General features: G+C 43.9%; 14 protein-coding genes and 1 tRNA gene. 7 read left to right on the plus strand and 8 right to left on the minus strand.

Annotated elements, in window-relative coordinates; genetic code table 11:
- Positions 1–20 precede the first annotated feature (20 nt).
- From ispE to KTO58_RS09125, 4 genes are all read right to left on the minus strand, one after another.
- The gene (ispE, locus tag KTO58_RS09110; RefSeq protein ID WP_095839667.1) at positions 21–842 is read right to left on the minus strand and encodes a 4-(cytidine 5'-diphospho)-2-C-methyl-D-erythritol kinase; all 822 of its coding nucleotides are present in this window, start codon (positions 840–842) and stop codon (positions 21–23) included.
- Between the two features lie 73 nt (positions 843–915).
- Positions 916–1,518 carry a bifunctional nuclease family protein gene (locus KTO58_RS09115; RefSeq protein WP_095839666.1) on the minus strand — a complete coding sequence of 201 codons (603 nt, stop codon included), beginning with the start codon at positions 1,516–1,518 and terminating at the stop codon, positions 916–918.
- Between the two features lie 158 nt (positions 1,519–1,676).
- Positions 1,677–2,645 (minus strand): electron transfer flavoprotein subunit alpha/FixB family protein, encoded by a 969-nt coding sequence (locus KTO58_RS09120; protein WP_095839665.1) that lies wholly within the window; start codon positions 2,643–2,645, stop codon positions 1,677–1,679.
- 51 nt (positions 2,646–2,696) lie between these two features.
- A complete protein-coding gene (locus tag KTO58_RS09125; RefSeq protein WP_095839664.1) occupies positions 2,697–3,437 on the minus strand; it encodes an electron transfer flavoprotein subunit beta/FixA family protein in 741 nt (246 codons plus the stop codon).
- Between the two features lie 124 nt (positions 3,438–3,561).
- Here KTO58_RS09125 and KTO58_RS09130 point away from each other — a divergent pair, with 124 nt between their 5' ends.
- Both KTO58_RS09130 and tilS read left to right on the plus strand, forming a co-directional pair.
- Positions 3,562–3,873 carry a hypothetical protein gene (locus tag KTO58_RS09130; protein ID WP_095839663.1) on the plus strand — a complete coding sequence of 104 codons (312 nt, stop codon included), beginning with the start codon at positions 3,562–3,564 and terminating at the stop codon, positions 3,871–3,873.
- A gap of 44 nt (positions 3,874–3,917) precedes the next feature.
- Positions 3,918–5,270 carry a tRNA lysidine(34) synthetase TilS gene (tilS, locus tag KTO58_RS09135; protein ID WP_095839662.1) on the plus strand — a complete coding sequence of 451 codons (1,353 nt, stop codon included), beginning with the start codon at positions 3,918–3,920 and terminating at the stop codon, positions 5,268–5,270.
- 8 nt (positions 5,271–5,278) lie between these two features.
- Here the strand turns inward: tilS and KTO58_RS09140 are convergent, their stop codons facing one another.
- Positions 5,279–5,848, minus strand: coding sequence for a rhomboid family intramembrane serine protease (locus KTO58_RS09140; protein WP_225860154.1), 570 nt, complete (start codon positions 5,846–5,848; stop codon positions 5,279–5,281).
- A 76-nt stretch (positions 5,849–5,924) separates the two neighbouring features.
- Positions 5,925–6,398 carry a 23S rRNA (pseudouridine(1915)-N(3))-methyltransferase RlmH gene (locus KTO58_RS09145; protein WP_095839661.1) on the minus strand — a complete coding sequence of 158 codons (474 nt, stop codon included), beginning with the start codon at positions 6,396–6,398 and terminating at the stop codon, positions 5,925–5,927.
- 124 nt (positions 6,399–6,522) lie between these two features.
- Between KTO58_RS09145 and KTO58_RS09150 the strand changes: the two genes are divergently transcribed.
- Together KTO58_RS09150 and KTO58_RS28775 are read left to right on the plus strand one after the other, a co-directional pair.
- A tRNA-Arg gene (locus tag KTO58_RS09150) sits at positions 6,523–6,596 on the plus strand.
- Between the two features lie 298 nt (positions 6,597–6,894).
- Entirely contained in the window at positions 6,895–7,023 is a 129-nt protein-coding gene (locus KTO58_RS28775; RefSeq protein WP_255408016.1) for a hypothetical protein, read from the plus strand.
- Positions 7,024–7,420: 397 nt separating this feature from the next.
- Here the strand turns inward: KTO58_RS28775 and KTO58_RS09155 are convergent, their stop codons facing one another.
- Positions 7,421–8,575, minus strand: a complete 1,155-nt coding sequence (locus tag KTO58_RS09155) for a hypothetical protein (protein ID WP_095839660.1) — start codon at positions 8,573–8,575, stop codon at positions 7,421–7,423.
- A gap of 206 nt (positions 8,576–8,781) precedes the next feature.
- A complete protein-coding gene (locus tag KTO58_RS09160; protein WP_225860155.1) occupies positions 8,782–9,024 on the minus strand; it encodes a hypothetical protein in 243 nt (80 codons plus the stop codon).
- 1,984 nt (positions 9,025–11,008) lie between these two features.
- On the opposite strand from KTO58_RS09160, the gene KTO58_RS09165 reads away from it, so the two are divergent.
- The 3 genes from KTO58_RS09165 (at position 11,009) to KTO58_RS09175 (ending at position 13,751) form a co-directional block, all read left to right on the plus strand.
- Positions 11,009–11,683: a winged helix-turn-helix transcriptional regulator gene (locus KTO58_RS09165; RefSeq protein ID WP_157753062.1), complete on the plus strand. Its 675-nt coding sequence runs from the start codon at positions 11,009–11,011 to the stop codon at positions 11,681–11,683.
- A 158-nt stretch (positions 11,684–11,841) separates the two neighbouring features.
- The gene (locus tag KTO58_RS09170) at positions 11,842–12,519 is read left to right on the plus strand and encodes a response regulator transcription factor (RefSeq protein WP_225860156.1); all 678 of its coding nucleotides are present in this window, start codon (positions 11,842–11,844) and stop codon (positions 12,517–12,519) included.
- Positions 12,516–13,751 (plus strand): sensor histidine kinase, encoded by a 1,236-nt coding sequence (locus KTO58_RS09175; RefSeq protein WP_095839657.1) that lies wholly within the window; start codon positions 12,516–12,518, stop codon positions 13,749–13,751. The genes KTO58_RS09170 and KTO58_RS09175 overlap by 4 nt, the downstream gene beginning before the upstream one ends.
- Positions 13,752–13,817 lie beyond the last annotated feature (66 nt).

Here is a 13,817-nt window from a genome sequence, read left to right on the forward strand (position 1 = left end):
CCTTTATTGCAAAACCTTCCTTACATACTTCCTTTTACCCTAAAAACCTGATAGGCCGGTTCCCATTTCTTTTCGGGAATAGCTGTTCCCTCTGGGAAAATTCCGACCATCGAAGCACCACTTCCACTCATCGTCGCATACACCGCTCCAAGTGTATACAAACGCTGCTTTACCTGCGCTAATACCGGATGTGCTTTAAAAACAGGTGCCTCAAAATCATTGGTAATCAAGTCTTTCCATTTATTTACTGGCGCTAGTATCCGTTCACTTAACGCGAATGCCGGTGCCTGTGGTATGATTTGTCCAAATGCCCAACCCGTATTTACATGTATTCCCGGATATATTACCAGAAATCCATATCCTTTTAACGACACAGGGCAAGGCGTCAATATCTCTCCCCGGCCGGTAGCAAAAGAGGGCTGATTATTAATAAAAAAAGCACAATCGCTACCCAGTTGTGCTGCATACGAACGCAAACGCGGCGTATCTATGTTCAGCTTAAATTTGTCATTCAGCAACTGTAACATAAACGCGGCATCTGCAGAACCACCACCCAGCCCTGCACCCATTGGAATATATTTATGCAGGTGTATGGAGACAGGAGGGAGTGCCGGAAAGTCCGTTTTTAATAAATGCCAGGCGCGCAGACATAAATTATCGTTTACCGGGCCGGCAATAGGAATGCCTGAGGCTTCAAACAGCAGCTCATCCGCCCTGACCACTTCAAGAGCGTCAGTAATAGGCAGTGGATAAAAGACCGTTTCCAATTCATGAAAACCATCGGCCCGCTTGCCGGTTACATGTAAACCCAGATTGATCTTACAATTGGGAAATACTATCATTTAATATGCTGATAAATGAATAAGATCGGATATAACAATGATATTAGGGAAAATACCATTTGCCGGGCGGCTATCAGGATTTGCTTTTACGGCTGTTGATCTCGTCGCGGATGGCGATTGCACGTATATAATCTTCCTGGTCTAATACTTCCTGCAATAGCATGGTCAATTCTTCTACGCTCATTGCCCGGAGATCATCTTCCGCACCTTTTTCATGTTCGGAAATGGTAGGGGTTACCGGTTTAGTGCCTTTCTTACCAGCAGGGTCATCCAGGAGGATGCCGGCGCTGTTTAAAATATTCTCAAAAGTATAAATGGGACATCCAAATCGTACGGCAAGCGCCAATGCATCTGATGTGCGGGAATCAATCTCTATCGTTTCATCATTGCTGGAACAGATAAGCTTGGAATAGAATATACCTTCCTGTAAATTACTGATCACTACTTCATGAAGTTCTATATTAAATGCACTCATAAAGTTTTTCATCAGATCGTGGGTAAGGGGGCGGCTGGGTTGCATCTTTTCCAGGGCTACTGCGATGGCTTGGGCTTCAAATCCACCAATTACAATAGGCAACCGGCGTAATCCATTAACCTCTCCTAATACCACCGCATAAGAATGTGTCTGCGTAATGCTGTGCGATAGAGCAACTATTTCCAGTTCTATTTTTCTCATATCTGTCTCGCGTTGTCGCTGATATTTTTATAAGACCGTGAAGTTAGAGAAATATTCCTAGTTAAAAAAGTTGAATGTCATCAGTTACAGTGACAAATGCCGGAATAATTGATCTTCTCCTGCAAGTGCCCTGTAACTGATACCGAAGTACATATACTTTATGCTTTTAATGCCTTAATCGCTGCTGTTAATTTGGGAACTACCTCAAACGCATCTCCCACAATACCATAATCTGCTGCCTTAAAGAAGGGCGCTTCAGGATCACGGTTAATCACTACGATCACCTTGCTGCCGTTTACACCAGCCAAGTGTTGAATAGCACCGGAGATACCGATAGCAATATACAAATTAGGTCTTACCGTCAACCCTGTTTGTCCAACATGTTCATGATGAGGACGCCAGCCGGAGTCTGCCACCGGACGGGAGCAAGCAGTTGCTGCACCTAGTACTTTGGCGAGGTCTTCTACCAGCCCCCAGTGTTCAGGGCCTTTCAAACCACGGCCACCGCTTACAATCACCTCTGCTTCTGTCAATGGGATCTCGCCGCTAATGGTCTCCACACTGCTTACTTTTACTTTAAAGTCCGTATCTGCGATAGCAGGGGAGAAGGTACTCACCGTAGCGCTACCACTACCGGCTTCCAGCGGAAAGGTATTCGGCATTACGGCGATGACCTTGATATCAGAAGTAATGTTTACGTTCGCAAAGGCCTTGCCGGAAAATACGGTCTTTTTTACCACAAAGCCGTTGCTGGTGTCAGGCAGCGTAATGGCACCTGCTACGAGACCGGCTTTCAGTTTTGCGGCTACCCGGGGAGCGATAGCGCGGCCATCGAAATTATGGGGAAATACCAACACTTTGGCCCCTTCCTGTTGTGCGGCTGCTACAAGTACTTTTGTAAATACGCCCCCTTCGACTTCATCGAGGCGGGCATCTGCTGCATGCAGAACTTTTTCTGCGCCGTAGTTACCCAAGGCAGTAAGCTCTTCCTGTGCTACCTGGCCCAATACTACTGCTGTGGCGTTTGTACCGAGTTGCTTCGCTATCTTGGCACCGTACTGTACTGCTTCTAAAGCAGCTTTTTTGATCTTTCCCTGGAACTGATCGGCAAATATTATAACTGACATGGAATAGTTTGTTTTGAAAATGTACAATAATGGGTCCCTTGAATTGCCAGGTTAGATCACCTTGGCTTCTTCGTGTAACAGCTTTACCAGTTCTTCGACATTGTCTGGGCTGATCATTTTCACACCGGCTTTGGCAGGTGGTAATTCGAAGCTGACGATGGTGGTAAGTGTATCTGCTGCTGCTGCAGGAACGACTGTCAGGGGTTTTGTACGGGCGGCCATAATACCGCGCATATTGGGGATACGTGCTTCTGCCATTCCTTTCTGGCAGGACACTACTACCGGTAATGTTACCTTACAAACTTCCTCTCCGCCTTCAATTTCACGATTGATCGTAGCTTCCGTACCGTTGAGGTCCAGTTTGGCTGCAATGGATACGAACGGCAGATCCAGCAGTTCTGCGACCATGCCGCCGATACTGGAACCATTGTAGTCGATGGTTTCCTTACCGGTAAGGATCAGATCGTATCCCTGCGCAGCTGCATGAGCCGCGATCTGGGAGGCAATGTAAAAGCTATCCTGACTGTCTGCATCTATCCGGAACGCCTCATCGCCACCCAATGCCAATGCTTTCCGGATCACCTGTTCTGTGTCTGCCCCGCCTACAGTCACAAGATGTACAGTAGCTCCCAATGTTTCTTTCAGTTCCAACGCGCGAACCAAAGCATACCATTCATCATAGGGGTTGATAATAAACTGCACACCAGCTTCATTGAATTTCGTGTTGTTGTCAGTGAAAGCTATTTTTGCAGTAGTGTCAGGAGTTTTACTAATACATACTAAAATCTTCATGTCCTTAACTGTTTGGTTTGTAAAAGCGGTATTAGCAAATATATTTAAAAATGCGCAAAGCTGAACGAAGGGTAAGGGAGATCAGGGATGCCGGCTATCCGGACACTTAAAAAGATATCAGCAGATGGATAGAATCGCACAATTGAAACAATTCCTGGCGGACAGTCCGCAGGACAGTTTTTTGAAACATGCATTGGCATTGGAATATATTAAGATAGAAGATGATAATACTGCCAGGCTTCTTTTTGAAGAGCTATTGGCGCATGAGCCGGGTTACATTGGTTCGTATTACCACCTGGGCAAGCTGCTGGAGCGGACTGGTGCTACCGAATCTGCTATAGCTATCTACGAAAAGGGAATGGAAATGGCCAAAGCCGCCCGGGAGATGCATGCATATAACGAATTGCAGGCAGCTTATGAAGATCTTACAGACTAATACCGATATCAGATCTATTATTCAATCAATCTACGTATCCATACATGCAGCAAACAGCAGCGGTGTTACTGACAGCATTTAATGACTATACGCTAAAAGAAAATCTATTCACCCCTTCCCAGAAGATACTTCTCGCAGTTAGTGGGGGGATTGATTCTGTAGTGATGACGGACCTGTTCAGCAAATCAGGAGTCTCATTTGCAGTTGCACATTGTAATTTTCAACTTCGTCAGGAAGAATCCGTAAGAGACGAAACATTTGTGACACAGCTGGCCAGGAAATATCAGGTGCCATTATTCAAGGTGAACTTTGATACGGATGCATACGCTTCCGAAAAACGTGTATCCATTCAGGTGGCAGCAAGGGAACTACGTTATCAATGGCTGGAGCAGGTAAGGAAGGAAGCAGGATACGACTATATAGCTACCGCCCATCATATGCAGGATAATGTTGAAACGGTATTGATGAACTTTGCCAAGGGCACTGGTATATCTGGAATGCATGGCATATTACCCAAAAGCGGTAGGTTGATACGGCCGCTGTTATTTGCCGGCAAAGAAGACCTCATTGCATATATGGGGGCATACCAATTGGCCTATGTGGAGGACAGTTCTAATCGTACCACGAAATATACACGTAATCACTTCCGGCATCACGTTATTCCCCCGATATTGGATGCTTTCCCACAGGCTATTGGCAATATGGGAGCCAGTATTGATCGTATGCGGGAGGCGGAAATATTATATGACCAGGCCGTGGCCCGGCATAAGAAACAGTTATTGTTCAGGCAGGGTGATACCTGTATGATACCCGTGCTCAAACTAAAAAAAGCTGTACCGCTTGCTGCGATCGCTTATGAGATATTCCGTGCTTATGGCTGTTCGCCTGCACAGGTAGAACAGGTATTACAGTTGCTGGATAGTGAATCGGGAAAGTATGTACAGACGGATTCACATCGTATAGTGCGTAACCGGCAATGGTTGTTGATCCACGCAGTAAATACGTCAGAAAGGCCCGTTACAGTTATCGAACAGGGAGATACGGCCATTGTCACCCCGGAAGGAAGTCTTCAATTGCGTATCATACCGGTTACGGCGCTTGATAGCATACCGCGGGAGGCGGAAATTGCCTGCCTCGATATGAAGCAGGTACATTTTCCGTTGCTGTTGCGTAAGTGGAAACAAGGAGACTACTTCTATCCGCTGGGTATGCAGAAGAAAAAGAAACTTAGTCGTTTTTTCATCGATCAGAAACTGTCACTTCCCCAAAAGGAGCGGACATGGATCATTGAAACCGGCAAACGGATTGCCTGGATCGCGGGCATGCGTATAGACGATCGTTTTAAGGTAACACCGGCAACGACAGAAGTGTTATTGATGGAATGGAAGAAAGCTTAGGTGCTTTACTATTGAAACTTGCTCATCAACTGGTTGATGAAATAATTGAATAGTTCCGGGCGCAGGATCAGCGGGAAAGCCAGTCCGACAATGGCACCCCAGAAATGCGCATCATGGTTGATATTGTCTCCGCCCCGGCGCGACATGTAAGCCGAAAGCCCCAGGAATAATACACCATATATGATAGCGGGCAGCTTGACGAAAAATACATAGATAGATGACCAGGGGGAGAAAAGAATGAAGGAGAACACCACGGCTGATACTGCCCCCGATGCACCGATAGAACGATAGGCGTAGTTATTATGATGTTTGATATAAGAGGGAATATCGGATAAAATAATACTTATCAGATAGAACGCCAGGAAATACAATTTGCTGCCAAACAATTGGGCATATACGCTTTCGATCTGACTACTAAAGAAATAGAGTGTCAGCATGTTGAAGAACAAATGCCCCCAGTCGCCATGTACAAAGCCGGAGGTGATAAAGCGATAGTATTGTTTCTTCTCTTTTATCATATAGGGCCACATACTCATCTCATCGATCTTTTCAGGACGGCTGAAAGAAGTAATAGACACTAGACAGGTTAATATTATTATGGCCAGGGTAAATGACATCATAACTGCAATGTAATATTAAAGCGGTTAAAAGTTATTATTGGTGGTGATATTTCTCGTTATTAAGTACCGTATAGGCCCGGTATAGCTGTTCGGTCATGATAAGCCGGACCAGCTGGTGAGGAAAGGTGAGTGGTGACAACGAGAATTTGAGCTGTGCTCTTTCCAGTATGGTACTATCTAACCCGAAAGCGCCGCCTATGAGGAGGATCAACTGACGGGTGCCGGCATTGGTCCTTTGTTGTAGTAATTCGGCCAACTCTACGGTAGTTTTCATCTTTCCATGCTCATCCAATGCCACCAGGTAATCATTAGGTTGCAGCATGCCCAGGATCAGTTTAGCTTCCTGTTTTTTCAATTCAGCAATGCTGAGACTGGCTGCTTGTTTGACAGTAGGGATGAGTTTGAGCTCAAAGTCGACATAATGCTGTAAACGTTTCTGAAAGATAGCGATACCATCCCTGATATAGGGATCATTGTCCTTACCAATGCTCCAGAGCTGTATTTTCACGTGATCAATTCTTTATACTACATTGTAAAAGTAGGTGTAAATCAGAAAATTGCAGAAAAAAATACCTGTAAATATTTGTTAAGTTGAAAAATATTTTTACTTTTGCAATCCCAATCACAACAATGGCTGCGTAGCTCAACTGAATAGAGCATCTGACTACGGATCAGAAGGTTTCAGGTTTGAATCCTGACGCGGTCACAAAAGAGAAAAGAAAAAGCCGCTCTAGTAGCGGCTCTTTCTTTTCAATAATCACTTTCAGGCGATCCGCCAACACGAGTTAACCTACATTAACACTCCGAGGGACCTTATGCACTTCCCATATTAAAAAAAGAGCCGAAAGATAAGGTACAATTGCACATGGAAAAAATGAGGCTAATACGCTCGACAATACATGCCTAAAGCACATCGCCATACTTGCCGGGATTAATTCAAAGGCTACATTCCATGTTGTTAAACATCCCTTTGCTCAAATGTTAAATAAAGCAGGAGTAGATCCATGGATGGTAAGGATAGCCTGGGATATACAAACTTCTCTACCACAGAAGCCTATCTCGCAAGTATCTTCTTCCGTTATACGCCATTCCTGTCTAACCTTCTTGGCAGAAAGTTCCCTAGTTCTAATTAGTGTTGCTACATAGGCGGTGCGGATGCAGATAATAAGTCAATGGACACTCGCACAAATAAACAGTTCGCCACAATGGAACTAACTGTAAAGAGATTGCACGCCAAGTATCCGAAGGCAGGCATTCAGGTACATCATGATTTGCCGAATGTAAAGAAGGCTTGTCCGTCTTTCGATATAGCAAAGTGGCGAAGAAAAATCGGTATATAACAAAAAGGCAGGGTCAACCCAACTTTTTGTTGTTTTTTACTGATTGTATCAGTTCGATAAGATTCTTTAGCAGCCCGGACAGCACGCCATAAAATTTGAATATTCCCCATATTACTAAGGCTATAAGCCCGGCGTTAAAGAGGTACCATCCGATAATCGAGGCTTTAAAAAGGATATCATCCATAGGGGTTTATTTAAGTTTTGATTGCACTAACATATATTCACCATTGGTAGTGTTATAGGTCCCAGATATAGTCATTGGTATTTTGAAAAGGGTGCCTACGCCATTTATAAAGAGTGTATAAATGAATTCGCCAACTATCTGAAAACGCAACTCGGTATTATATCTTAAATCACTCGCCGTAGCAGTGTATTGCTTAAAGTCTACAAGCCCTATTGTGAGGCCTGTTAGGTTTGCGTTTATTTCTGTTAGCTGGGCATTTTGAGGGTTATTAACATCCCATTTGAAAGTTACGACATATTTAACAATTCCCATTATTGATAATTGTGTAATTGCAAGACCTGATTTAGCCCCGTCAACAAAATTCGGGTCCTTGCCGCGCTGGATAATATCATTAACCTTTTCTACCTCTGTAAGTAGATTTCTTATCATATTGTTGGTAGTGGCATTTCCTACCGTTCCTGATCCTCCATTAGATCCAGGATAATCGTCTGGATTTACTGGATAGGTGCCCGGCTCATGACCCCATGGTTGGTCTCCGCCGCCGCCGCCGGAGCAAGCAGATACTGTATGGTCATAATGGCAATACGGGCCAAAATCTCCCACCGTCACGCAGGTCCAGATATCCATTTCTGCGCACAATTGGCCGATTTCGGTCTGTGGGCCTCTATTACCAACGGTTATATTGGTCTTCCTGTAAAGGCCGTTTTTAAAGCTGTAGCCCTGCAGTATCTGGCCCGACCAATCCTGTACAATCACGTTGCCGCTAAATCCGACACCGCTGTCTGAAGGCGATTTGATTACTGTTACCACTTCGTGCTGTAGGCCCGCTTTCCCTTTGTAGATCAGCAGATAGTTGTTTGGTATCACCTTATACTTCCCAATGGAGATATAGCGATCACCTTGCAACGGTACGGCGATGGCATCACCAACAGTAAGATGTTTCGTGTAGACCGAGTCCCAATTGGGCGCGCCCGCAATCGGAAGAGCATCCGCGCTTTCTGGTCTTGCGCTTATCTTTTTTACCTGGTTTTCGAAGAAGCTCCGAGCGGTGACCACTGTTAACTGTCCGGGCTGATCTGCAGCAATTTTGGTTTCTTTTTTACAACTAAGTACAGAGGCCAGCAGAGCAGATGCCAGCACAACACGGGGTAAAAATTTCATAGTTTTTTTTCGTTTTGGGTGTTAAAATGGGTCTCTACAGCTATAGGTTATGCAAGTGCGAAATACCACCAACTGTCGACCAGAATATACGGATATAAAAAAAATTCGTATTTATAAGGATAGGTGATAGGCGGTAGACACCGCCTTTGTTATTTACACGCTTATTGTCGGTATTGTAACTCTCGTAAGTGAAAACAAACAGCCTTTTAATCTATACTATCAGTTTGATCTTCCTCTGATGCAATTTCTATCCAACGGATTACGAATTCTATTGCCTCTGCTATTGTTGTCCGCTTAATTTTTATGTGCTCCAAGGCGATTTCGGCGCCCTCCCTGACGAATTCCTTCGGCATGCCCCTGGTAGTCAATTCATAAGTTATTTCGAACCTCTTTTCTGCCAGTGTCATTTTGGGATCACGAGGTGTAGGGAGATATCTTTTTCTTAACATAATGCGAAGCTATAGTAAAGACCCGGCGGAAAAAACCGGTAATTAGGGGGAATATTCCTGTTTTTACTTACGGGTAAGTTTACGGATTACATGGAGGTATATAGCTCTGGCGAGGCATTTTTTGTACGTTGGTGTAGTGCCGGCCAAGGCTTTGGCAAAAATGGCAAACCAGTTTGCCACGACAACAAAGAAGCAGATTGGCGTATATGTTATCAGCAGACCAGCCTAGATGGAAGACTCATGGTAAAGATGAGAGCGGAAAAATAATAAGGAGATGACCAGGTTTAGAGATAGACGGACACGCTTGTTTGCTTGCGGGAGAATCCACTCCGCTGCCGAGTCGAAATTGCCTATGCCGGAAAAACGGCTTCCGTGTATCATAGTGTTTGTTTTACATGCTGCGTTAAAGATGCTGCCGCGATCTTTAACTTCATTTAAAACCCCTTATTATGCCACCCCTAGCAAATTCACGTTAGTTCATCGCGATAAAATGAACACCATAAGGGGTAGGTGTTCCGTTAGCACAAAGGCTTTGCTTTACATTTAGGTATGATATTGCATCAATTCATTGTATCGATTCAGGCTGTATTTGTAAAAGCGTTCCCATATCAATAGTTGTACATTTTCGCAGTTACTTATATACATTAACTTCATCCAAACCGCTATGACGTTCATCAATAGATTTCCTACCGTTCCTCGTACTGAGATGAGGAAGATTAAAGGCGGCGGCAGCCGTACTATTGTTCCCAGGTGTGGTGGATCACGCTGTTCTGGACAACCATGTCCGGTTATCCGAGACTGCGTTTGTTCCCAGGGACTTTGTATTGATATACGATAGGTCCAGCACTTATTTTTACTTCCATCGATATACTAAACCCTCAACAATGAAAACAATCAACAACTTTACTGTAATCTCCCGCACTGAAATGAAAGGCATTAAGGGAGCGGGGATTTCTACCGTGGCTTTCTGTCCTGTCGCCGGCCGTCCCTGTGGATTAACCGCCGGCTCCTGCTCCTCTGATACGATCAGATGCCTTTGCCGGCTAAACTCGCCGACAGTCTTACAAGGTATTTGTGTAAGTCGCTAACATCACATTAATCTGTAAGATAGGGCTGCACCTTCTGAAATTTTAGACAACGGTGTTGCCGGAAAATCAAAACCCTCAATTATGAAAAATCTTAAGCAATTTCCCGCCGTATCGCGTCATGAAATGAAATATATACAGGGTGGCGGCATTAGCGTCGCTGCTGCGAAATGTGCGGGCCGTAAATGTCCAACGCTTGGTTTTTGTCAGCTAGGTTGCTCTTGCTGGTATTTAACGAATGTTTGCCGGGCGGTATAGCCTGCTATTCATGTAAAAAAACTGCGGTCTATTGAAGTAAACCGCAGTACCTATTTATTTGTTTGGCAAGCTCAGGAGGCGCTGGTACAATAACACCTGTCACCAGAACTATTGGAGCGGCATGTCCCAATTACTTGTGAAGTAGGATCTGGCATAGGGGTTTTTATTTTCGGTATGCACGATCCGTCACAATTATCACCGCATTGGCCGGCAAATCTGAGACCACCTGTAATTTTTCTCATGTCAGCTCTGTTCAGCTGTTTAAAGTTAGCAAGCAGCATTTTTTTCATAACGTTAGCATTTTGGTTGTTGGCAGTAACCGATAACAGGCGCTAATTTAGCGGTGGTTACTGCATTGGATCTGCTTTGACTAATCGTAATTCAAAAGGCGGTAGACACCGCCCTTTCTCATTTACACTTGTTTTAGCCATAGTATTGTAACCCCCAATACCATTGGGCCTTAACCGTTTTGTGTTACAATAATACGACGCCCCGCCAACGGAAAAAACCTGTAAGACAGGGGATTATTCCCCTTTTTCTCTAATAGCACAGGCGGTATGGGCCTATGCTGCGATATTGATGCATCCATCCTTAAGAATTTCTTCAGATTTCCTTCCTTCATTTGTTCTTATTTGAAACGGATGAAAGTATTGATAATAGAAACGGATGATGCACTTTTTAGAAAAGTGGAAAAGTATCTCAGGGTAGAGGGCCATTGGAGTGATTATCTCTCCACACCTGCATTGGCCGCCGCCGCTTTGGGTATATTCAGTTACGACGCTATTATTTATAATGTGGCGGATATGGACAGTGAGGCACAAAAGTTACTCCAGTTTTTAAGGCATTCTTCATATGGCCCCAGAACGATCCTGACAGTAGAATCCGGTGAGTTTACAGGTGAAATACGGCAGCGGTGTGAAGGTATATTGATACTTAAGAAACCTTACTCGCTGAGGGAATTATATTTATCCCTGCAAGCAATTACGGGTACAGGATACCGGCAGCAGGATGAGGTGATAACATGTAATGAACTGATCGTAGATGTACCCGGAAGGACTGTTACGGTGAAAGATAACAGAATAGACCTGACCCGGAAGGAATTTGATCTCTTATGTTATCTTATGAGCAATAGGTCAAAAGTAATATCGAAAAATGCGCTGGCCAATTATCTGGCCAATGCAGAGCATACGATCGTATCCGGATTCGGATTCCTGTATGCGCATATGAAAAATCTGAAACGCAAATTAAAGGTAGCGGGCTGTACCGATTATATCCAGACGGTTTACGGCATTGGTTATCGCTTCGAAGCCCAGTAAATAGAGTAGATAGATTTCCTTCCTCGCGTGCTCTCTAGATAAGTCTCTTATTTATCGGAAAAATTATATATATAATGCTATATTGCATTATTAGTTTGTTACCAATGCCAGTCTGGTACTGCTAGTAAGGCATTTTTGTTGACCTAATTCTGAGCATTATGAAGCTATTACTTGTCGAAGATGAACCGTTGCTAATGGAGGAGATGGAGCGCTATTTATCAGAACAGGGATATCGTTGTGAAAAGGCATATGATTTTGAGCAAGGAGAGGACAAGATTATGTTATATAGGTATGAAATAGTCGTGCTGGATATTACATTACCAGGTGGAAGCGGCATGCAGCTCCTGGACCTGCTTAAAAAAGTGCACCACGATACGGGGGTGTTGATTATATCTGCGAAAGATTCGCTGACAGACAAGATCACCGGTCTCAAGATGGGCGCGGATGACTACATTACTAAACCTTTCCATTTGGAAGAGTTGAATGCCCGTATTAGCGCGTTGATACGAAGAAAAAATTTCAACGGACAAAATCACCTGTATATTGATGACCTGATAGTAGATCCTATCGGGCAGGAAGTGTGGTACAAAGATCAGGTCGTCCATCTTACGCGGAAAGAATACGAGCTCCTGTTGTATTTTATTATTAATAAAAACAGGGTGGTAAGTAAACAGTCCATAGCGGAGCATCTGTGGGGAGATCATTATAATATCGCAGATAATTACGACGCTGTATATGTACATATGGTAAATGTCCGCAAGAAGTTGTCAGCCTATGCGGGTAAAGATTATATTAAAACGGTCTATGGTATGGGGTATAAATTTGTCATCCCATGAAGTTATTACATCGGGCTACCCGTGATTTCCTGCTTGCCACAACTGTTATACTTGTATTTGCAGGCGTAGGGCTTTATTTTTTTCTGAAGAAGCTTGTAAAGGAAGAGATGCAGGAACAGCTGCGATTGCAGGCTGCTATCGTCAGCGAAGAATGGCATTCAGGGCAACATCTGAGAGCACCATTTGCGCAAATCGATCTTACTTCATTACCGGTAACTGCAGCGCCGGTATTCGGAGATACCTTGATATATGATGCTATACAACACGAACATGAAGGGTATCATTACCTGAAACAGGTAAATGAGATAGATGGACAGCGGTACCAGATCATGGTCATGACCACTTACATCGGCTGGGATAAATATTATAAGACCATATTTTATGTATTACTATTTACGGTATTTATACTTGCAGCGTCCGGTGTCCTGATAAATTATGTATCCAACAAACGGATATGGGGGCCGTTTTTCCTTAACCTGCAACGCCTGAAACAATACTCTGTCAGTAATCCGGCACCTTTGCAGCTATATGATTCTCCTATAAAAGAGTTCAACGAACTCCGGATGACGCTTAAAGACCTGGCAGATAGAAGTCGCCGTGAGTATATTTCTTTGCGTGAGTTTACGGAGAATGCCTCTCATGAGATACAAACGCCGTTAGGCATCATTTTGTCTAAACTGGACAGGATGAGCCAGCTGGAGGTAAATGAAGAAATGGCACAATGTATCGTACAGGCAAAATCCGGTGTAGAGCGATTAAGCAGGATGAACAAAAATCTACTGCTCCTGGCGAAACTTGATAATAATGCTTTTGAAAGCAGAACGCCTATACGAATGGATGAATTGCTACAACAGCACCTGACGCTTATGGATGATCTATTTGCGCCCAAAGCGATCCATTTTACGGTGATGGCTTTGCCTACTGTCGTTTATGCCGATCCATATCTGTGTGATATACTTATATCGAATCTGCTGGTGAATGCTATCAGGCATACACGGCCATCAGGGAGTGCATATTTTAAAATATCGCCAGCGGCTATGGTATTTTCAAATGAGGCGCCGCCACTTGATTTTCCGGTTGAACAGTTATTTGGCCGGTTTAAAAAAGGCGTAAAAAATAATGAATTTACCGGGCTGGGATTGGCCATTGTGAAAGAGATCTGTAACTTCTACGATTGGAATATTCTCTATAAATATGAGGGCGGTCATCATAGTTTTATCATATCATTTTGAAAGAATGTAGTAGTATAAGTGTATGATAGATAATTTTATTTTATATATCGACTGTGTGTTTTGATT

It is taken from the genome of Chitinophaga pendula (assembly GCF_020386615.1).
Classification (GTDB): Bacteria; Bacteroidota; Bacteroidia; order Chitinophagales; family Chitinophagaceae; genus Chitinophaga; species Chitinophaga pendula.